General features: G+C 48.1%; 20 protein-coding genes and 1 tRNA gene. 10 read left to right on the top strand and 11 right to left on the bottom strand.

The window, feature by feature from the left end; translation table 11 throughout:
• Positions 1-23: 23 nt before the first annotated feature.
• Positions 24-3,230 (top strand): efflux RND transporter permease subunit, encoded by a 3,207-nt coding sequence (locus JT719_RS04585; RefSeq protein ID WP_207431316.1) that lies wholly within the window; start codon positions 24-26, stop codon positions 3,228-3,230.
• Entirely contained in the window at positions 3,220-4,650 is a 1,431-nt protein-coding gene (locus JT719_RS04580; protein WP_207431315.1) for a TolC family protein, read from the top strand. The genes JT719_RS04585 and JT719_RS04580 overlap by 11 nt, the downstream gene beginning before the upstream one ends.
• Positions 4,651-4,896: 246 nt before the next feature.
• On the opposite strand, the gene JT719_RS04575 is transcribed toward JT719_RS04580, so the two are convergent.
• The 7 genes from JT719_RS04575 to JT719_RS04545 all read right to left on the bottom strand — a co-directional run bounded on the left by JT719_RS04575 (position 4,897) and on the right by JT719_RS04545 (position 9,376).
• On the bottom strand, positions 4,897-5,376 hold the full coding sequence (locus JT719_RS04575; protein WP_207431314.1) for a DinB family protein: 480 nt from the start codon (positions 5,374-5,376) through the stop codon (positions 4,897-4,899).
• The gene (locus tag JT719_RS04570) at positions 5,360-5,650 is read right to left on the bottom strand and encodes a hypothetical protein (RefSeq protein ID WP_207431313.1); all 291 of its coding nucleotides are present in this window, start codon (positions 5,648-5,650) and stop codon (positions 5,360-5,362) included. Before JT719_RS04570 ends, JT719_RS04575 begins: the two co-directional genes overlap by 17 nt.
• A gap of 21 nt (positions 5,651-5,671) precedes the next feature.
• Positions 5,672-6,235, bottom strand: coding sequence for a DUF4256 domain-containing protein (locus JT719_RS04565; RefSeq protein ID WP_207431312.1), 564 nt, complete (start codon positions 6,233-6,235; stop codon positions 5,672-5,674).
• Positions 6,236-6,598: 363 nt separating this feature from the next.
• On the bottom strand, positions 6,599-7,030 hold the full coding sequence (locus JT719_RS04560; protein WP_207431311.1) for a hypothetical protein: 432 nt from the start codon (positions 7,028-7,030) through the stop codon (positions 6,599-6,601).
• 137 nt (positions 7,031-7,167) lie between these two features.
• Positions 7,168-7,599 carry a hypothetical protein gene (locus JT719_RS04555; protein WP_207431310.1) on the bottom strand — a complete coding sequence of 144 codons (432 nt, stop codon included), beginning with the start codon at positions 7,597-7,599 and terminating at the stop codon, positions 7,168-7,170.
• Positions 7,600-8,164: 565 nt separating this feature from the next.
• Positions 8,165-8,644, bottom strand: a complete 480-nt coding sequence (locus JT719_RS04550; protein WP_207431309.1) for a hypothetical protein — start codon at positions 8,642-8,644, stop codon at positions 8,165-8,167.
• A 267-nt stretch (positions 8,645-8,911) separates the two neighbouring features.
• A complete protein-coding gene (locus JT719_RS04545; RefSeq protein ID WP_207431308.1) occupies positions 8,912-9,376 on the bottom strand; it encodes a DUF3471 domain-containing protein in 465 nt (154 codons plus the stop codon).
• 433 nt (positions 9,377-9,809) lie between these two features.
• Between JT719_RS04545 and JT719_RS04540 the strand changes: the two genes are divergently transcribed.
• The 4 genes from JT719_RS04540 to JT719_RS04525 are packed head-to-tail and all read left to right on the top strand — an operon-like array spanning position 9,810 to position 15,454.
• Complete coding sequence (locus JT719_RS04540; protein ID WP_207431307.1) at positions 9,810-12,509, top strand: D-alanine--D-alanine ligase family protein; 2,700 nt, start codon at positions 9,810-9,812, stop codon at positions 12,507-12,509.
• Between the two features lie 8 nt (positions 12,510-12,517).
• A complete protein-coding gene (locus JT719_RS04535) occupies positions 12,518-13,315 on the top strand; it encodes a PASTA domain-containing protein (RefSeq protein ID WP_207431306.1) in 798 nt (265 codons plus the stop codon).
• Between the two features lie 4 nt (positions 13,316-13,319).
• Positions 13,320-15,152, top strand: coding sequence for a T9SS type A sorting domain-containing protein (locus tag JT719_RS04530; protein WP_207431305.1), 1,833 nt, complete (start codon positions 13,320-13,322; stop codon positions 15,150-15,152).
• Positions 15,149-15,454: a rhodanese-like domain-containing protein gene (locus JT719_RS04525; protein ID WP_207431304.1), complete on the top strand. Its 306-nt coding sequence runs from the start codon at positions 15,149-15,151 to the stop codon at positions 15,452-15,454. The genes JT719_RS04530 and JT719_RS04525 overlap by 4 nt, the downstream gene beginning before the upstream one ends.
• 202 nt (positions 15,455-15,656) lie before the next feature.
• On the opposite strand, the gene JT719_RS04520 is transcribed toward JT719_RS04525, so the two are convergent.
• Together JT719_RS04520 and JT719_RS04515 are read right to left on the bottom strand one after the other, a co-directional pair.
• Positions 15,657-16,781: a site-2 protease family protein gene (locus tag JT719_RS04520; protein WP_207431303.1), complete on the bottom strand. Its 1,125-nt coding sequence runs from the start codon at positions 16,779-16,781 to the stop codon at positions 15,657-15,659.
• A complete protein-coding gene (locus JT719_RS04515; RefSeq protein ID WP_207431302.1) occupies positions 16,771-17,415 on the bottom strand; it encodes an HAD family hydrolase in 645 nt (214 codons plus the stop codon). Before JT719_RS04515 ends, JT719_RS04520 begins: the two co-directional genes overlap by 11 nt.
• A gap of 74 nt (positions 17,416-17,489) precedes the next feature.
• Here JT719_RS04515 and JT719_RS04510 point away from each other — a divergent pair.
• A tRNA-Ile gene (locus tag JT719_RS04510) sits at positions 17,490-17,563 on the top strand.
• 1,081 nt (positions 17,564-18,644) lie between these two features.
• Here the strand turns inward: JT719_RS04510 and JT719_RS04505 are convergent.
• On the bottom strand, positions 18,645-18,995 hold the full coding sequence (locus JT719_RS04505) for a hypothetical protein (protein WP_207431301.1): 351 nt from the start codon (positions 18,993-18,995) through the stop codon (positions 18,645-18,647).
• Positions 18,996-19,062: 67 nt separating this feature from the next.
• Positions 19,063-19,215: a hypothetical protein gene (locus JT719_RS04500; protein ID WP_207431300.1), complete on the bottom strand. Its 153-nt coding sequence runs from the start codon at positions 19,213-19,215 to the stop codon at positions 19,063-19,065.
• Positions 19,216-19,462: 247 nt separating this feature from the next.
• On the opposite strand from JT719_RS04500, the gene JT719_RS04495 reads away from it, so the two are divergent.
• The 3 genes from JT719_RS04495 (at position 19,463) to JT719_RS04485 (ending at position 20,886) form a co-directional block, all read left to right on the top strand.
• Positions 19,463-19,681, top strand: a complete 219-nt coding sequence (locus JT719_RS04495; RefSeq protein WP_207431299.1) for a hypothetical protein — start codon at positions 19,463-19,465, stop codon at positions 19,679-19,681.
• Between the two features lie 136 nt (positions 19,682-19,817).
• On the top strand, positions 19,818-20,480 hold the full coding sequence (locus JT719_RS04490) for a recombinase family protein (RefSeq protein WP_207431298.1): 663 nt from the start codon (positions 19,818-19,820) through the stop codon (positions 20,478-20,480).
• Between the two features lie 67 nt (positions 20,481-20,547).
• A complete protein-coding gene (locus JT719_RS04485; protein ID WP_207431297.1) occupies positions 20,548-20,886 on the top strand; it encodes a hypothetical protein in 339 nt (112 codons plus the stop codon).
• Positions 20,887-20,967: the final 81 nt, after the last annotated feature.

Here is a 20,967-nt window from a genome sequence, read left to right as displayed (position 1 = left end):
AGGTGTCCTAAAAACCAGAAGACATGTTTAGCAAGTTCATACGCAGACCCGTATTCGCTATCGTAATATCGGTCATGATCGTTTTTGTGGGTGGTTTGGCCATCCGGAAACTGCCCATTTCCCAGTTCCCTGACATCGCGCCTACCACCGTCAATATCTTTATCGCTTACCCCGGCTCCAGCGCCGATGTGCTGGTCAAATCTACCCTGATTTCCTTAGAACAGGCCATAAACGGGGTGGAAGGCATGCGCTACATTGCCACCGATGCCACCAGCGCCGGTGAGGCTACCCTCCGGATTATCTTCGAGCCGGGCACCGACCCCAACGATGCGGTGGTGCGGGTGAAAACGCGGGTAGACCAGGTAATGCCGCTCCTGCCTGAACTAGTGCAGCGCGAAGGGGTGGTAATTACCCCGGTGCAGCCCAGTATGTTGATGTACGTCAACCTCTACTCCAAGAATGAGAGCATGGACGAGAAGTTCCTGTTCAACTACGCCACCGTGAAGATGATCCCCGAGATTCAACGCATCAAAGGGGTGGCCAGGGCCCAGATTCTGGGTAGCCGCCGGTACGCCATGCGCGTTTGGCTGAACCCAGACCGCATGCGGGCCTACAACATCTCCGTGGAGGAAGTAATGAAAGCCCTGGGTGAGCAAAGCATCATCGGTCGCCCGGGCCGGATTGGGCAAAGCTCCGGTATTGCCGCGCAGTCCCTGGAATATGTGCTGACTTACAAAGGCCGGTACAACAAGCCCGAGGAGTATGAAAATGTCATCATCCGGGCCAACTCCCAGGGCGAGAGCATCCTCCTGAGGGATATTGCCAAAGTAGAGCTGGGCAGTGAATTCTTCGATATCTACTCCAACCTGGATGGCCACCCATCCGCGGCAATTGTACTGAAGCAAAACTACGGCAGTAATGCCAGTGATGTGATTGCCGATGTGAAAGCCCAGCTGGAGGAAATGAAGCCCTACTTCCCTCCGGGGATGGATTACAAAATCAGCTATGACGTTTCCAAATTCCTGGATGCCTCAATTGAACAGGTGGTGCATACCCTGCGCGATGCGTTCATTTTGGTAGCCATTGTGGTGTTCATCTTCCTCGGCGATTGGCGTTCTACTTTGATTCCTATCCTTGCAGTGCCGGTTTCCTTGATCGGGGCGTTCTTCGTGATCCAGTTCTTCGGGCTTTCCATTAACCTGGTGACGCTCTTTGCCTTGGTGCTAGCCATCGGTATTGTGGTGGATGATGCCATTGTGGTGGTGGAAGCCGTGCACGCCAAAATGGAGGAAGAACCGCACCTATCACCGTTCAGCGCGGTGAAAAAAGTGCTGGGCGAAATTAGTGGCGCGATCATCGCCATCACGGCGGTAATGGTGTCTGTGTTCCTGCCTATTTCCTTTATGACCGGTCCGGTGGGTACGTTCTACCGTCAGTTCTCCATCACCATGGCCAGCTCCATTGTAATCTCGGCGCTGATTGCCTTGACGCTTACGCCGGTGCTATGCGCCATGCTGCTGAAGAACCACCACGGCCACGCCAAGAAGAGTAACTTCTTTACCAGAGCCATGGATAGTTTTAACCGCGGTTTTGATAAAATGACCGGGAAATACGTGGGCTTGCTGAAGTCTATTGTGAGCAGAAGATGGCTGACGTTTGGGGTGTTGCTGGCCTTCTGCGCCGGTATCTTCATAGAGAACCAGATGGTACCATCGGGCTTCATCCCGAACGAAGACCAAAGCACCATTTACGCCATCATCCAGACGCCTCCGGGCTCTACCCTGGAGAAAACAAACCAGGTTTCTCAGCGGCTGCAGAAAGTCTGCGAGGAGATTGATGGGGTGGAATCTGTGTCTTCTTTGGCCGGTTACGAGATTATGACCGAAGGCCGGGGCTCTAACGCGGGTACCTGTTTGATCAACTTGAAAGACTGGTCAGACCGCAAGCACACTGTGAAAGAGATCATGGAAGAACTGGAGGAGAAATCCAAAGGACTGGGCGCGGTGATTGAGTTCTTCGAGCCGCCCGCCATCCCGGGCTTCGGTTCCTCCGGCGGATTCTCCATGCGTTTGCTGGACAAGAACTCCGATACCGATTACCACGAGTTTGACAAGATCAACCAGGAGTTCATGGATAACCTGCGCAAGCGGCCCGAACTTTCAGGCTTGTTCACCTTCTTCGCGGCCAATTATCCGCAGTACGAGCTGGAGATAGACAACAACAAGGCCATGCAGAAAGGTGTGTCTATTGGCAAAGCCATGGACAACCTCAACATTTTGATTGGTTCTACCTATGAACAGGGCTTCACCAAGTTCAACCAGTTCTTCAAAGTGTACGTGCAGTCTGACCCTAAATTCAGAAGGCTGCCGTCTGACCTGTTGAACCTGTATGTGAAGAACGAGGCAGGCGAAATGGTGCCTTACTCGGCGTTCATGAAGCTGAAAAAGTCGCAGGGACCTAATGAGATCACCCGCTTCAACATGTACAACTCGGCTTCTATCCAGGGGCAACCGGCCAAAGGCTATACCACCGCCGATGCCATCCAGGCCATCCAGCAAGTAGCGGCCAAGACTCTGCCCAAAGGCTATGACATCGCCTGGGAAGGTCTGTCTTATGATGAGTCTATCCGGGGGAACGAGTCTATCTACGTTTTCGCGATTGTGGTGGCCTTCGTTTACTTCGTGCTGGCTGCGCAGTATGAGAGCTTTATCATTCCGTTGGCGGTGGTGTTCTCGCTGCCGGTAGGGGTGTTCGGGTCGTTCATGGTGCTGCAGATGATGGGGCTGGAGAACAACATCTACGCCCAGATCGGGCTTATCATGCTGGTGGGTCTCCTGGGTAAAAACGCGGTGCTCATTGTGGAGTTCGCCGTGCTCAAGCGACAGCAGGGCTATTCTATTCTGGAGGCCGCCATTGAAGGAGCCAAAGTGCGTTTTAGGCCTATTTTGATGACTTCCTTTGCTTTCATCGCTGGTCTTATTCCGTTGGTGATTGCCACTGGTGCCGGGGCCATCGGAAACCGGACCATCGGGGCATCGGCCATGGGCGGGATGCTGTTCGGTACCATTTTCGGGGTAATCATCGTGCCGGGCTTGTACTACATCTTCGCCAAAATGGCTGATGGTCGTCACCTGATCAAAGACGAAGAGGAAAGCACTTTAACGGAGGACTACGTGCACACCATTGACAGTTTTCCCCAACCTTTAGAAACCGAAATCAATGCTCACTAAAAGAATAAGGAATTGGTTTGGGATCACGTTGGTAGCCCTTACCTATACCGCCTGCAGCGTACCCACGCTGGTGCAGAAATCAGAAAACAGAACAGTACCTGCGAGTTTCAACAACTCGCAGGATACTACCAACACCGCGCAAGCCAGGTGGAAGGACTTCTTCACCGATCCTTACCTGACGACCCTCATTGACACGGCCCTGCACAACAACCAGGAGCTGAACATTACCTTACAGGAAATTGAGATCGCCAGAAACGAGGTAAGAGCCAGAAAAGGGGAGTACCTGCCCTCGGTGGGCTTGCGAGCAGGCGCGGGAGTGGACAAAGTGGCCCGGTTCACCAACATCGGTGCCCTGGAAGCCACCACGGACATTGAGCCCGGCAAAGAAATGCCAGATCCACTTCAGGATTACCTGGTAGGCGCTTACGCCACCTGGGAGGTGGATATCTGGCACAAGCTACGCAACGCCAAAAAAGCGGCTGTGAACCGGTATCTGTCCTCGGTAGAAGGCAAGAACTTCATGCAGACGAACCTGGTTTCAGAGATTGCAGAGGCTTACTATGAACTGCTAGCCCTGGACAACCAACTGGCCATTGTGAAGCAGAACATTGAGATCCAGAGCAATGTCCTGAAAATTGTGAAACTGCAGAAAGAAGCCGCCCGGGTGACCGAGCTACCGGTGCGCAGATTTCAGGCGCAGGTATTGAACACCCAGAGCCTGCAATACGAGATTCAGCAGAAGGTCACTGAGGCCGAGAACCGCATCAATTTCCTAGTGGGTCGGTTCCCGCAGCCGGTGCAACGGAATACCCAGGATTTTGCCAGTTTAACCCCGAAAACGATATATGCCGGGGTTCCGGCGCAGTTGTTAGCTAACCGTCCAGACATCAGACAAGCCGAGTTGGAGCTGGCAGCTTCCAAATTGGATGTACAGGTAGCCCGTGCCCGGTTTTATCCCTCTTTGGGCATTTCCGCGGGGGTAGGCTACCGGGCCTTCAACCCTAGCTTTCTGCTCAAGCCTGAATCCATCCTGTATTCACTTGCCGGTGACATAGCCGCGCCGCTCGTGAATAAAAACGCGATCAAAGCGGTGTACTACAGTGCAAATGCCCGACAGATTCAGGCGGTGTACAACTATGAGCGCACCATTCTGAACGCCTACATTGAAGTAGCCAACCAGGTATCCAAGATCAGCAACCTGGAGAAAAGCTATGATTTGAAAACCAGGGAAGTGGAGGCGCTGACCCAGTCCATTGACATTTCAAACCAGCTGTTTACCTCGGCCCGGGCAGATTACATGGAAGTACTCATGACCCAACGCGATGCCCTGGAATCCAGATTTGACCTGATTGAAACCAAAATGCAGCAACTCAAAGCCATGGTGAACATTTACCGGGCATTGGGCGGTGGCTGGAAATAACAGGTTAAACAGCGGTAAGCCTTGACCCTTGGAGAGGTCATCAAAAGAGAAACCCCATTTTACAGGAGTGTAAAATGGGGTTTCTCTTTTGATAAAGTAGTAGTCCTTCACAACTCTTCATGTATGCAATAGCTTAGGAGCTGCAGGGTAGAAGGAGGTTCTGGGTGAGTTAAGAATAGGGCAGGTAATTGTCTGTTATAAAGAAATTCCCTTTAAAACGGTATGCCTATGTTCTCTAAAATATAATTAGTAAGAAGGTTTCTCAACCAGTCTTTTCAAAGTGGTGATGGCATTGTAATGAATGCCCTCGTGGTGGGTTACATACTTAAGTGTATCCTGTATAGATGCAACGGTGATCCCGTACACAGTTTCAATTTTTTCCACTTTAGTGTACTGTTTGAAAGAGCCGTTTTCTAGATCTGTCTTTAGTTGATGCACAGTTTCAATTGCCTGTCGCTTTATCAGCTGAATTTCATTGCTATCAAGGAAGCCGTCGGGTTTGGTGCCCGGTAAAAACGGATGAAAGTATTTTTCGTCTGTTTTGATCGGCAAACCGGAGTATCTGTAGCAAAGGGCCTGCAAAACCGCGTTAATATGTCCTACATTCCAGATGATGTTATTGGTGAAATTTGCCGGGATAAAATTTAATTGTTCAGCATCTAACGATTCAATCTGAGCGAGTACATACTTTCTGAAATTGAGGATGATTTCAATGTTTTTGTCCATGGTGATTCAGAATAGTTGCATTAAGGAAATACCGGCAAGCCTCATCCTCTGTTGTAAATGCTCTGATAAGGTGTTTTTGGCCTTTTTCTTTGAAATAGACTTCAAACGCAAGCGTATGTTTTACCCGCTTTATGGATAACGCCAATTTTTCATGATCATCTGAGCTGCCGAACAACCCGTGCAAATAGTACTGGTCTGCCGGAATCTTCAGTTTCTGCAGAACTTCATGTAACTGGGCTATATTCATTAAAGGAGCATTTTCCTGCCAAGCCATTTTCCGCCTTCTTTTCTAAAATCAGACCCTAAGTGAGCCCCGGAACGCCCTGTTGCTATAATAGGATTGCGCACCGTTATGGTACACAAAGACAGTGTTGTAGCGGCGGTCACAGAAGAGGGCGCCTCCAAGTTCTCTGATTTCGGGCGGGGTTTGCACCCAGCTTGACGTTTTCGTGTCAAAATTCCCAAATCTCTGCAAATTCCGGTATTGGGTTTCCGTCAGAAGTTCTATATCCATGGCCGTTGCCAGGTCAATAGCGCTGTTTTCGGGTTTGTGCTCTTTTCTTGAATCCAGACCCTCGCGGTCATAGCACACACTTCTGCGGCCTTTCGGGCTTTCCGCCGAACAGTCATAGAAAATGTATTCGCCGGTCTGCTCGTCATACCCTACCACATCTGGTTCTCCGCCCGTTCTTTCCATTTCATAGAGCGACCATAATTTTTCAGGGTGAGCTTCCAGCTTAGCCTGTAAGGCGGACCATTCAAGGTTCTGGTGGCGGCTCGTGTTTTTCTTAAAGCGAGCTTCCAGTACGTTGAGTAGTTCTTCCCTCTGTTCTGTTGACAACTCCTTTCCGTTTTCCATGGTCACAAGGTATTTTGAAGTTCAGGTTCTGAGAGATGCAGTTAATGTAGCTGATAAGGTGTAATTGATTAAAGGTATTTTATTGACTTTACCGTTGAAGTAGTTAATTAAGTGAATACCTGTATGCCAACAGTGACAGATTGGTCTTTTTCTTTAACAATTTGCTGAAGGATTGGGGGTATTCAAACAAAGTTATTTACAAAACCATAGCGAAACGAGCGTGAGAGGCGTAACTACTATTACTGAATAAAATGCTTTTAAATCCTAATTCTATTATTATATTTTAACTCAACAGCCTGGTGTAAGCGGCTTGCTTTGACTCAGGCGCTGGCATAAGATGGGTACAATGTTAGCAGAAGTTTATTATTTAGGGGCAGTCTCTAAGTATTTTCTTTCTAGTAAGGTATTCAAGTTATTTGATAGCTTCTCAAATTCAGAAGAATTATCCTGCTTCCATAACACAAGTGTTTTCCCTTCTTGGGTGTTCAGTATGATTTTTTCACCTGTAATGCATCCTATAAGCCTGTAGGTTTCTTGGCTCCAGGAATGAATACTGATCAAATCAATCTCAATCTTGGGTTTAAGTATCCTTTTTATAGTTAAGTGATGGCCCTTAAGAAAGAATTTTTTAGAGTGCTTTAGTATTCTACTTATGTTCAGGATAGCAGTGATGCTCCACAAACAAAGGGCAATTAGTTTATCCAAATTTGAAAAGGCTGGTACTAAGCCGTACAAGTATAGCCCCAAAGCAGTTAGTAAAATCCAAATACCTATTTCTATCCAGTGTCTAATCATTTATTTTATTAATTAAACTCAATAGGCTCACTTAAAAGGCAGTAGGGCAATTGGGTGGAGATCCGTCTACAAGGGTTTGTTAGGAGCCCTTCTTCGTTTTTCCTTTCTGATAGTATGTAGCCTATATTATGGAATGATTATTTTTTTCTCATTTCTAAAATAAGAGGAGTGTCATTGAAAACGAAATATATTCTGCCTTCCTGTTTTCTTACATAAATGCGCATATGATTGTAGTTGTCGCTCCTTGTACCAATTGAAATCAACTTTTCTCGTTCATTGAATTTCCAATCTTTATTGTTCATAATAGCGAATTGTTTCATAAAATCAGGTATCCCCTTCTTAAGTTCTAGAAAAAACTTGCCATTGGGCTTAAAGTTAAATTTAGAATTAATAAAGCCTTTCTTTATCGTTTCAAAAAACTGTTTTTCCTCCTTTGTCAAGTTGTTGCTTGATGTTATAACATGTATCACCGTCCATTCACCTACTAAAGTTTCTTTATTTATTTCCTGACCAATCACTATATTGATTGTAAATACAATAAACATTATTGATAATAGAAAGCTTCTCATTTTTATACTTTAATATTTTGTTTTGAAAAAGTTGTCTTTTGAAAAAAATAATAAAATTCCTCCTAACGGCCTAGTTTAAACGACGCAGAAGGCCGTCGGCCGAGATGGCGTTTATGCAATATTAGGTGCAGTAATTCTTTTAACTTTTAATTGCATATATTATTTATCCTGACTTATCGCAAATGCTGCAAGTATTAAAAATGAAAGAAAGTTTATCCATGAATAAGCTAAAATTAATTTCCTCAACCTCTTGTACTCTTCTTTTTCTTCTTCTGATTTAAATAAGTAAAAAGGGAAATAAATAAGCATTCTTGCTAAGAAGTGACTAAACGGGTTAATGTAGAATTGCCAAAACTTGGTTTCGTATCCGTTCTTTTGTTTGTAAAGTAGAAAGTGGTAATAAACTTTCAGAAAGAGAGTTATTCCAAATGTTATAAATAAACAAATCTGAATGAAATGTGTCACCATCAATCTTTTACTACTTATTGCACCTAACGGCCTCGTGCATGAGACGTGCGAGGCCTACGGCCGTAGCATGGCTTATGAACAATGTTTATTCACAGGTTTAGTCGCAATAGCCAACTCCTGGTATTGCAACGTAAGGAAGGCTTCCTTCTTTGTTAATCTTTACCACGCCAGCACTATCTACTACAGTCCACTGCATGGGTTTGTGAGATTCATTAAACCAGTCGATATTATTTTTGCCCTTTTCCCCAAAGTCGTACTGCCCATTGAAATACTCCTCCATGCCATTGAAAATTAAAAAAGGTATGTCTTTATACTTTATTTGCAGCAAGGGCTTATGCTTTAAAATGTACGCCGTATCGTAAGATAGACTTCGCAGGGTTATTATTGTTTGGTTATACCTGACTCGATCAAAGAATATTTTATGTGTATAATTACCACAGTCAATCTCTTTAATATATTCATCTAAAATGCGTTTCAATCTTTTATCAGAAGTAATCACATTAGATATCACCTCCAAATCATTATTGTAATTTGATTCACTATTTTCTTTGCAACCCACCGTAATCAGGATAAACAAAAGCAATGTCCTTTTCAAATTCACTTATCAGCCTATCTTAATAATTTAAATTAAAGCTAACTACCTAATAAACGGATACTTAATAAACGGAGCTTATCATACACCTATGCTCAAACTTAGGGTTATCTATACAGCTTCAGCAAGATAAATAAAATCAACCTCAAACAAGGCTCCAGCGGCATTTCTGTTTTAAGCCAGATTTCCTGAAAACGGTCCTGAAACAGAACAGCAGGCAAAGGAGGTTTGCCAGGTATTTGTGGTTATTGTTTAACTCTTTATAGGTGTCTTTTCAATTCTGTCCACTAGTTTGTCACCCCGCTTGGTGCTTAAGCCCTGCATGACAGTTATTTGGTTTATCTGGCCGTTTTGCCCGGTGAATTTAATTCTTCGGTCTTCGTTTTTGTCGAAAAAGGAATGTTCTTTGTCGGCAAAAACCTCAATTGGTGTGCCGTTGTTGATGGCGAGGAAGAGGCGGTTGTTGGTACGGCTAATCCTTACCTGGTAATTGGGATTGACGTCGTACTGTCCCACATATTTCTCCAGGGTTTCTATCGGTAGCTGAACCTCATTGAAAAACTGGTACGGCTTTCCTAGCATGATGGAGAAAATGGCCTGGCCAATGGATTCAATCTCCCGGTTGTAGATGTTGTTGAGCAAGATGACGCTCATGTCCTCTTCCGGGATGCTGGCAAAATAACTAGTAAAGCCCTCAATGTTTCCTCCGTGTGACACAATTTTACGGTGGTGCAATGAATCTATCCAACAGCCCAGGGCGTTCCCCTGCCGGGCCTGGCTTTGCAAGCAGATAGCAAAACATGAAATAAGGATAAAAAGGAAGGGATTACTTTGCGTTGCTTTTAGGGTTAAGGACATGCAGGCTGTTGGGTGCGGTGATTGTTAAGTGAGAAAGTGTACCAAATATATAAAAATCCAATATTGGAGAACACTGCAGGATAAGTCACCCCTGGAAAAATAAACTGATGGTCTTTAGAAGGATAGAGGCATCCGATTTTGGCTCATTCTTAAGAAATACCCTTCAAAACGGAACAGGGGGCGGGCGTAAGTTTGTTATTGAGAGTTGCTGTGCTTCCTTTGTTTCCGCTTGCCACAGATGGGAACCGCAGGCACTAGGAACGAAAGAGCAAAAACCAGTATCTTTGCCTTAATGAAAATTGGAATCATCTTCGGTGGGCCGTCCCGGGAGCGCGAAATCTCTTTCGCCGGCGGCCGCACCGTCTTCGATAATTTAGATAAATCCCTGTTTGAGGCCGTGTCGGTGTTCGCCGACAGCCTCGGGAATTTCATCCTCCTGGATTGGCACTTCATCTACAAAGGCACCATCCGCGATTTCTATCCGCCGGTAGACGTGCTCCCGCAAACGGAGCACGGGCTGCAGATGTACCTGGAGTCTCTGGGGAAACTGACTGAGGAAGAACTGAACGAAATCGCCGCCAAGGTGGGGACCCGCATTTATCCGCACCAGTTCAAGCAGCTGTTTGACTTCGCGTTCCTGACCTTACACGGTCCGTACGGCGAGGACGGCAGCATCCAAGGCTTGCTGGAGTGGTACGGCATTCCGTATTCCGGTTCCGGTATTCTGCCCTCGGCTATTGGCATTGACAAGATCGCGCAGAAAGCTCTGCTCAAGCAGCACGGGTTTGCCACGCCAGATTATCGCATCCTGAGCTTGCAGGAGTGGCACGCCACCCAGAACAAAGCCGCCTTGCTGGACAGCCTGGTAAGTAATCTTGGGTTGCCGCTGGTCTTGAAGGCGCCGCACCAGGGTTCCTCCATTGGGGTGTCTATTATTAAAGAGAAAAACCTGCAGCAGTTTGAGGAAGCTGTGGCGCGCAGCCTGTTCTCTATCACCCTCCGCAAAGACGAGTGGAACGGCATGAGCCAGGCGCAGCAATTGAACTTCATCAAAACACTGACGGACATCCGCGAGGGCATCGGCTTGCCGGTTCAAACCCAAACCGGGGAACTGGTGTACGCGCCGGAGGAACTGCTTTCGCTGCTTTCGCGCACTTTTGGGCAAAACGGCCCAGAATCGCTCACGCTCACCAACGTGGAGAGCGAGACGCAGGTGCTGGTGGAGGCGTTCATCAATGGCCGCGAGTTCTCCTGCATTGTGGTGCAGGACCAGACCGGTAACCCCATTGCCTTGCCGCCTACCGAGATTAGGAAAGGCGGGGAGGTGTTTGACTACCGCTCTAAATACCTGCCGGGCCTCAGCCGCAAGATTACGCCGATAGATTTACCAACCGAGCTGATCCAGCAGATTCGCCAGGAATGCGAGCGTCTGTACACCAGCCTGGGCTTCAACGTATACGCGCGTCTGGACGGCTTCATCACCGCCGATGGTCAGATTTTCCTGAACGACCCGAACACTACCTCGGGTATGTTGCCGTCTTCGTTCTTCTTCCACCAGGCCGCCGAGATTGGCTTGAACCCGTCACAGTTCCTGACTTACATCATCCGGACGTCTTTGGCCGAGCGGGTGAAGTCTGGTAAGAACACGGCGTATTTAACCTCGCTGCTGAAGCGACTGGATTCGGCCATGGCCGATGAGCGCGCTCACCGCCACGACAAAATACGGGTGGGCGTGATCATGGGCGGGTACTCGTCTGAGCGCCACATCTCGGTGGAAAGCGGCCGGAACATTTACGAGAAACTTTCCTCGTCCATCAAATACGAGCCTATTCCTATTTTCCTGACCGGCAACGAAGAGACGCATCAGCTGTACCAGATTCCTATCAACATCATGTTGAAGGACAACGCCGATGACATCCGAGAGAAAATTGAGGCTTCTGAGGCGGGCGTGCCTACGCACCCGGTTTTGGCGCAGATCAAAGAAGAAGCGAAGGGCATCACCAGCCTGTACGCCGGCAACTCTCTGCAGAAACCACAGCGCCTCACCTATGACCAGCTGCGCAGCCTGGTAGACGAGGTGTTCATTGCCCTACACGGCAGACCCGGCGAGGATGGCGTGCTGCAAACCGAACTGGAGAAACTGCACATCCCGTACAACGGATCGGGCATTCAGTCGTCGCAGGTGACCATCAACAAGTTTGAGACCAATAAGATTCTGCGGCAGCACGGCGTGCATGTGGCAGAGCATATGCTGGCCTTCAAACGCGACTGGCAGGAAAACCCCGAGGCGTTCTTCCAGCACATTGAGGAGCGCTTCAGCTATCCGTTCATCGCCAAACCGGCGGATGACGGTTGTTCATCGGCGGTGAAGAAGATCAAGAACCGTGAGGAACTGGCCGCCTTTTCTGAGCTGATTTTCAGAAATCAGATCGAAATCCCGGAAATGCCAGCCCGCGTGCTCAAACTCAGTTTCAAGGAAGAGGTGCCGCTCAAAGGTTATTTCCTCATTGAGAACCTCATCTCCAAAGAGGGCGCCAAGCACTTCCTGGAAATCACCGGTGGTTTGCTCACCAGCTACGCGCCGGACGGCCGCACCCAGTACGAAATATTTGAGGCTTCTGAAGCGTTGGCCGAAGGAGAAGTGCTGAGCCTGGAAGAGAAGTTCCTGGCGGGTGAGGGGCAGAACATTACGCCGGCCCGTTACGCCAAAGACCCAGTGGAGCGGCAGCGCATCTCTGATCTGGTGAAACAAGACCTGAAACGCGTGGCTGAAATCCTGCGCATTGAAGGGTATGCCCGTATTGATGCGTTTGTGCGCGTGTTTGAAGACGGTAGGGTAGAGACCATCATCATTGAGGTGAACTCTTTGCCGGGTATGACGCCTGCCACGTGTATTTTCCACCAAACGGCTATCAACGGCTATAAACCATACGATTTCATTGACCGCATCCTGCAGTTTGGCATGGAACGCACCAAAAAAGTAATTTCATAAGTACGTAAATGAGTGGTTTTCTGAAAGCCCAAAGCCTGGGCGATGTGATCAAGCACCTGGCCATTATGGTGGCCATTGTGTTGCTTCTGATGTTCCTGTTTTTCTTTGTGTACCTGCCCAGCACCACCAACCACGGCGAGACCATCACGGTGCCCAACTTATCTGGCATGAGCGTGGAGGAGCTGGAAGATTTCCTGGCCGAGAAGGACCTGCGCTTTTACGTGAGCGATTCTACCTATGAGCAGGGAAAAGCGCCTTTTACCGTCATCACCCAGGAGCCTAAAGCGGGCGAGAAGGTAAAAGAAGGCCGCAAGATCTACGTGAGCATCAACATGAAGAATCCTCCGCTCATTAAAATGCCGAAGCTTATTGACGGATCGGTGAAGAACGCCGAGATGATCCTGAAAAGCTATGACCTGAATCTGGGCGAGATCAAATACGTGCCAGATCTGGCCTTGAACGCGGTGTTGCGCCAGATGGTGAACGGCAAAGACATTAAGCCCGGTGACCCGGTGGCCAAAGGCTCCCGTATAGACCTGGAGGTAGGAAACGGCCTTGGCAATACTGAACTGGACGTGCCTACGTTGGTAGGGATGCCCATAGACGAGGCCACCATGCTGGTAACCGGACAAGGTTTACAGATTGGGACCGTTATCTACATGGATTCACCCAACGGAGAACCCAATGGCACCGTATTGAAGCAAAGACCCATTGCGGGCGATAGCATCAAAACCAAGATCAGAACCGGAGAATTCATAGACATTTGGGTGGCCGGGCCTCAACCGGTAGCCCCAATCCAAGACTAACCTTATGCGCCAGTGGCTGACCATCTTCTTGATTTTAATCGGCGGGGGATGGACAGCCCGCGCTCAGGTTCTCACCCCGCTCAACAGTTTGCCCGCACAGCCCGGTGCAACCATTACCTCTGGTAAACCCACCACCAAAACGCCACTGCCCCTCGCTTCCGGCGATACCCTTTCCCTGCCGTTTTTTGATGATTTTGCCAAAACCGATGGTACTCCAGATGCCGCTCGCTGGCATTCGCGTGGAGGGGTGAATGTCTCTAATCGGTTTGCCGCTAATCCGCCTACCATTTTTGCCGCTTCCTTTGACGGCTTAAAAGCCGATGGCCTTCCGTACGGTAGTGCCAACACGGCCGGCCCCACCGATACGCTTACGTCCAAGCCCATCAATTTAGGCTTCTTTCAACCCCAGGATTCAATTTATCTCAGCTTTTACTGGCAGGCAGGTGGCCTGGTAGATGCCCCAGATTTTTCCAGCTCCGGGCTTTACTCTTTACAGTTGGAGTTCAAGGACGCCAGCAACACCTGGGCTTCAGTCTGGACCCAAAGAGGAAACGGCCGCAGCACCGATTTTGCTCCTGTAATGCTAGCCCTCAAAGAAGCCCGTTACCTGCATAGCGGGTTCCAGTTCCGGTGGGTGAGCAGTGGCCGGCAAAACGGCTTGCGCGATGTCTGGCACGTAGATTACGTGTACCTGGACCGCAACCGGCGCCAGGGGCAACTGCAAACCACAGATGTGGCCCTTACCCAGCAAATCCCGTCTTTGCTGCGGCGGTACACGGCCATGCCTATTTGGCAGTTCCTGGTAAACCCAGAAGGGGAAACCGCGCAGCAGATTGGTTCAGCGGTGGCCAACCTCAGCAACGTGCCGGCGGCCTTGAGTTGGCGGGGCCTTGTGCAGAACCTGAGCACCACAGCCGTAGACACCTTTTTGCGGGGAAGTGCGCCCGTGAACGGAGGCGTGAGAACCGACATTGCCGCCCCGCCTTCCAGTGCTTTCCTGAGCAGCCAATCGCAGCCGTACTCCCTGCAGACCATGGTGTTCCTGAACACCAAAGAACCCAACTTCTACACCCGCTACAACGATACCCTGCGCCGCCAGACCGATCTGTTGGATTTTTATGCCTATGACGATGGAACCGCCGAGACTGGATTCAGTTACCCCTCCAGCATGGCCGTGCAGTTGGCCTACCAATTTGACCTGAACAAACCAGACCGGGTGAAAAGCGTGAGAATCTATTTTACCGGCACCAATACCCCGGGCACCGAGTTGTTCCTGCGCATCTGGACTGATAACAATGGCAATCCGGCCGCTCAACCGGTGTACGAGCAGCGTTTCACGGTTCCGGCCGCGGCAGGGTTGAGCAACTGGCTGGAGGTTACCTTAGAGCGCCAGATAGACTTGCAAGGCCGTTTTTACGTTGGGTACCGGCAGCCTGCCGGAGCCACCTTTGTAAATGTGGGTTTTGACCTGAACGAGAATGCTGATGGAAAGCTTTTCGCCATGAACGGGGCCACCCAGTGGGGAGCGGTACCGGCTTTGGGGGGAGCCCTCCTGATCAGGCCCGTGATGACCGGCACGCTGACCGCTTCAACGCCTGACCTTGAAAAAGCCACTTCTTTTCTATATCCTAATCCTACCTCGGGCGAGGTGTTTATAGAGGAAGCTTATGACCAGGTTCAGCTGTTCTCGCCCACCGGCCAGTTAGTCCAGACCTGGACGAAAGTTGCCGCGGGCAAACAGGTAAACCTATCAGCGAGCCTGCCCCCTGGAATTTATCTTGTAAAAGCCCGAAAAGGTGACCAACTTAGAACCGCTAAACTAATCCTTCAAAGATGATTACTTCAGATATCACCGCCGCCGAACTGAAACAGCGTTTGGCTAACAACGAGACCCCCATTATCCTGGATGTGCGCGAGCCTTGGGAGCACGAAGAACAAAATATTGCCGGTGCCAAATTGATTCCGCTGGGCTCCCTGCCAGAGCGCCTGCACGAGTTGGATGAATACAAAGACCAGGAGATTCTGGTACACTGCCGTTCCGGCAAGCGCTCTGCTACCGCGCAGGCCATTATGCAGCAGAACGGCTTCTCCAACGTGCGTAACGTGCTGGGTGGAATGCTGGCGTATAACGAGGCTTAATCAAAAACATTAAAAGAAAACCCCGTTTTGGGTCTGTTTTCTGTAGAACAGGCCCAAAACGGGGTTTTCTTTTAAGTACTATATGGAAGGATTTCGGGCTACACCACTTAGTAAACTGTAACCCTTCCCTTGTTTACCTTCAGTAGAACCTAGGTTCTGTTTTAAGCTTATTTAGGTAAAAACAAGCTTAAAACAGGTCACCTCAATCAACTATAAAAGGAGCCGGGCTGAAGCATAGGACAAAGATCACCAGCGCAATCCAACCTAATAGAATCCGTTTACGGTCTAAGGGTGCCTCATTGGGGCTGGGCGGATGAAACACTCCCAAAGCTCTAGACAGAATAAGCCCAAAGACCAGCCACCCGTTATAACCCTGCACCTCGGGCCACATGATCTGGATAGCCATTTGGCCGCAGAATACCCCGGCGGTCACCAAAACGCTTCTTTTTAGGTCGGGGAACAAGGGGCGGAACACAATAAGCAGGTATACCAGGTACCCTACCCACATCCACCAATCTTCTTCCAGGTTTATCTCAAAGGAAAGCAAGCCTAAGCCTGCGTAAAAAACGAATCCTATGAAAAGGATAGGAGACAAGCGGTTGAAGCGTTCGTACCCCATCATGCCGTACAGAATATGCCCGCCGTCCAGCTGACCAATCGGTAGAAGGTTCAGGGCGGTGAAAAACAGCGACAGGAAACCCGCGAACAAGATGGGGTAGTGCGTCATCTCGTAGCGGCTGGGCACCAGGGCCGGATCGGCCAGCAATTTCTCCATGATCCAGAAAAGCAGGTTCTGCCCCAGGGCAAGGTCATCCGGGCGATTGTAGGCGTACAAGGCATAGTCCTGCCCCCAAAGGCGGTATTGCGGATGGATCTGGTACAGGTACTCCAACGGGGGGAGATGGGTGAACCCATAGACCAACAACCCTAGCGCCACCACAAAGCCCGCCAGGGGACCGGCAACCCCGATGTCGAAAAACTCTTTCCGGGAGAAAATGCGTTCCTTGATCCGGATGAAAGCGCCCATGGTCCCTATCCCGAACGTGACGCCCAGCCACACCGGGATATAGTAGGGCAGGGTTACCCGTACCCGATAGAACTGCGCCATAAAATAATGGCCAAATTCATGGGCGGTGAGAAACCCCAAAAATGCCAGGGAGAAGACCATGCCTCCGCCTACTTCCTCCCACGTAATGTCAGGAATCCAGGTAAACCCTTCGGGGCCGTAGAAGAAGGACCTACCGTACCGCCATTCTGCTCCCGCAAACGTGGTGGTGGCCAGCGTTAAGACGAAGAGAAGCGTATGTACCAGCAGCTTACGCTTCATGCCCGGGCAGAGCCTCCTTCAGCACTTGGTTGATGGTGAGGGGAGGGGCCAGGTGAATGGTCTGCAAGCCAACTTTCTGCGCTCCTTCTATGTGCTGAATGCTGTCATCAATGAAAAGCGTCTCTTCCCGTTTCAGGCCGTTTTCAGCTAAAATATGCTCAAAAACCTCTCCGCCCGGCTTGCGCATTCTCACCAGGTGCGAGTAGTAGGCTTTGTCAAAAAGGCTGTCCAGGCTTGGAATCCCGAAGTTCTCTTCCACAATCTTGTTGAAGGCCAGCATGTGGATGGCGTTGGTGTTGCTGAGCAGGTAAAGGCGGTAATGTTTGCCTAATTCCCGCAGCAGTTCAATTCGCTCGGCCGGAATGTCCAGCAGCAGGCTATTCCAGGCTTCGTCAATTTGTTCATCGGTCGCGTCAATATAATACTCGGCTCTTAGTCCCTCTCTGAATTCCACAGAGGAAATATCCCCGCGCTCATACAAGTCAAACAATTCTGACTGAGCCTTTTGGCTGAAATCTACATCTGCTCCGGTTTTGCCATAAGCCTTCAGGGCGTCTGTTCCTTTGGCGTAATCGATGTTGATGATCACCCCGCCCAGGTCGAAGATGATATTTTTAATTGAAGAAAAGTCCACGATAATTGAGTGCTTTGTTTTGCGATTTAAAACACAAATTTGTAGAATTGCACTCCCAAATCAAAGATTTGGCCGGGCCTATAGCTCATTCGGTTAGAGCAACTGACTCATAATCAGTAGGTGCTTGGTTCGATTCCAAGTGGGCCCACCTGATAATCAGCCACTTACGAGGTAAAACTTGTAAGTGGCTTTTTGTTTGCAAGCAATGTCCAAGTAAACCTGCGTTTCTGTTCCAAGCAAATGCAAGCTTAATGTTATTAATTGGAGTAAGCATAAAGAAGCCCGGCAGGTTGAAATCCTGGCCGGGCTTACTAAATAGGTATTTACTTTATCCTTTTGCTATACGACTAATCGCCTCCTTTTTAGCTTGAGCCATTGTTTGAACTCTAGCCTTTCTTACCCAATCATCCAATTCATCCTTAAAGAAATAAAGAATGCCTTGCTTGTAGTGGGGAACCCTTCTTTCGCTAACTATACTTTAAAGCGTTTTTTGCTTGCACTGATATAAACAGCAGCCGACTCTATCCCAATAGTTTCTTACGGTCTTCTGCTGAGTCATAACCCACTTACATAAATCCTCAACTTGCCCCATCAACTGCGCCATGTCACTTGACATCTGATCAAAAGCCATATATACAAGCAAATTATAAGTGTTGATTCATTGAAGCATTATTGTACTGTAGTGTTGAATTGATGGGGCAATAAGCCTGACACTAGCACTGCTTTTTGCTTTACTGCCTTACAAAGATTTACTCGAAGAACTCGCGGCACATCAGCAGGTTGTTTATAGTGACTTCTAATGTGAGGGCTGCTTCAGCATATTCCTCGCGCTCTAGGTGCTTATTAAAGCGCCAAATGCTTTTAGTAACAAGTCCACGTACTGGGGTTATCTCCTCGTCTGCGCAGGTGTAGGTCAATGCCCCCATCACTATTTCCAACTCTTTCAGCAGTCCTGGGAGTCTGCCTGATTTCGTCAAGTCTAGGCCAATGGCTATAGCCTCAGACTGTATGCGAGTAAGGTGCGAAAAAAGGTGGTCATTTTGTCCCATATCCAGATTCCACTTTTCTGATATAACGGCCAGTAGATATAAGTGTTAAAACAGCTTACCCCCCTTATTTAGCCAAACCAATCTTCTTTCAGCAGAATACTGGCAAAAAAGTATTTACTGTAAAGGTATCTGCCTTCAATCGTAATTTTCAGTAGCCTAGCAACCAAGTTGCGGCTAAGCTTAGGCAATATTCCCGTTGCTACTTGTATGGAGCAGCCCGCTATCAGTCAATGCCTTGATAGCTTTATAGGCCAAATCTTCCTCTAATGAATATGTAACACTCACCCAGCTAATTACCTTCTCTATGTATATATAGCCACTAGAAGCTACTTGCAGATTTGCTCCTCTGATAGCGGTTGCTAAGTCCTTCCAGGTAGCTATACCATGTTGCCGGAAATGTTCTAGTAGTGCCTCCCTGCTTGTTAGCTCCTGGTTCTTGTCTTTATATTTTAAATAGTCAATGTAATTGGATAGCTCAATCATATGAGAGTTGCTTAACCCGTCTAGCTTAGTAATTATTCTATCTTTCATTTAGAGTTGTTTTAATGACTTAATATATTATTGGTTCATTGATTAAATGTATCAATGTATTATTGATCTACTTCTTTTCTTCAGCTTCTAGCTCTCTTATAAGAAGTTGTCTTATTAAGCCAGCTAGGCTTATTCCTCTTTTTTCAGCCAGTTCCTTTGCCTTATCTCTTAAAGTAGTTTCTAACTGGAAGTTAAGAAGGGTTTTCTCTGATTTGCTCATAGCTATAGCAGGTATAATGAGTTGCAAGACAAAGCTATAGAAATATATTACAAATACGATACAATAACATTTTAATAATTGTATGGTTTTTGTATGTATTAAATAAAACTTGTATTACTATCGTATTGTTATTAAACAAAAAAGGCAGACCGCGCCAACGATCTGCCCCATTAGCCAAACAAAAGTTCACCCAAAACTAACAAACAAATTTATGAGAATTACCGACAATCAATAGACTATGTTCGCCGTGGGCAACCAAGCAGTAGATGTACGGCCAATCCTTGAGGCATTAGAGGGTGACGGAGTGGAGGTCATGATCTCAGCCCTGGACAAAGCCATGTTCGACTTGGTCTATGAGCGCGCTGAAACCGGGGCCGAATTAGACAAGGGAATGCTCTACCAACTGCGGCTGCTCCGGAATGGGCTGATCTATAGCCTCGGGTTAAAGAGCCTGAAACTGGATTGATACGGGGAGCCCTTTCACTCAGTGGCGAGAGGGCTTTTTAATCCCTGATTGATTTACATCTTTTGAACACTCGTTTGTAAAATGTAAAATCACTGCGCAACCGCAAACCCCCTACTAAAAACTACACATTCCTATTATGAGATATGTTGCCTATTACCGGGTATCCACCGCAAAACAAGGCGTAAGCGGATTAGGGTTAGCCGCCCAAGAAATGATGGTGAGAAACTTCACCAAAGACCATCAGAACATCATCGCTTCTTTCACCGAGATCGAATCAGGCAAGAACAACAACCGTCCGGAACTAGCCAGGGCCATAGTGTACGCCAAGAACGGGAACGCCAAACTGGTTATCTCCAAGCTGGACCGGCTCAGCAGGAACGCCGCGTTTATCTTCACGCTCCGGGATGCGGTGGTGAATTTCGTCTGTGCCGATATGCCGGAGGCCAACACGCTCACCATCGGGATTTTTGCGGTGCTGGCGCAGAACGAACGGGAGCTGATCAGCAAGCGTACGAGAGAGGCGCTACAGGCAAAGAAACTGAGGGAACCGGAGTGGAGGGCCGGAACGCCTGCCAACCTCACAGAAACGGCCAGAAACGCTGGATTAGAGGCACGCAGAAGGAATTCGATTGAGAACACCAACAACAGACAAGCGGCTATGGTAGCCAAGACTTACAGAGACAAGGGGATGACTTTGGAAGAGATTGCCGCGCTCCTGAACAGGGAAGGGTTTGCCACTCGCCGGGGCAAGAAGTTCATAGCCACAAGCGTAAAACGGCTAATCAGCAAAGACTTTTAGGGGAGTAGGATAATTTGGTACAGATGATGCTATGTATAACTTTGAATCTACAATTTAAAAAAGAATCATGAAATATAAATATGCTTTAAAGTTCATAGATGATAACAGAAGCAAGACGTTATGCGCCGTAGATAAAGCAACAAGAACAACCTTTGTAATGCGCTATGATCCATATAATAGAGAAGATCCAGAAGACCGCTGTATTTTATTAGAAATTGATATTGATAATGAAGAACTTGGCACTGGCGAGCAGGAAAACTATGATATACCTCACCAAGAAGAAGAGTGTATAGCCGATAACCCAGGATTATTGGCGGTAAATTTTTTTGAAATTGATTCTGAAAAGGTATTTGATGCACTTGACCTTGAATGGGATTATAAGTTAAGATCCTTAGGGTTAAAATAACTAAACAGCCTATGGCATATATCAAAGCTCCTGATATTAGGATTACAGCAAGCCAAGGAGTGTTTAAGAACTGTGCTTATT

The organism is Sabulibacter ruber, assembly GCF_017355955.1.
GTDB classification, from domain to species: Bacteria; Bacteroidota; Bacteroidia; order Cytophagales; family Hymenobacteraceae; genus Nibribacter; species Nibribacter ruber_A.
This window is presented reverse-complemented; position numbering and strand designations above follow the sequence as displayed.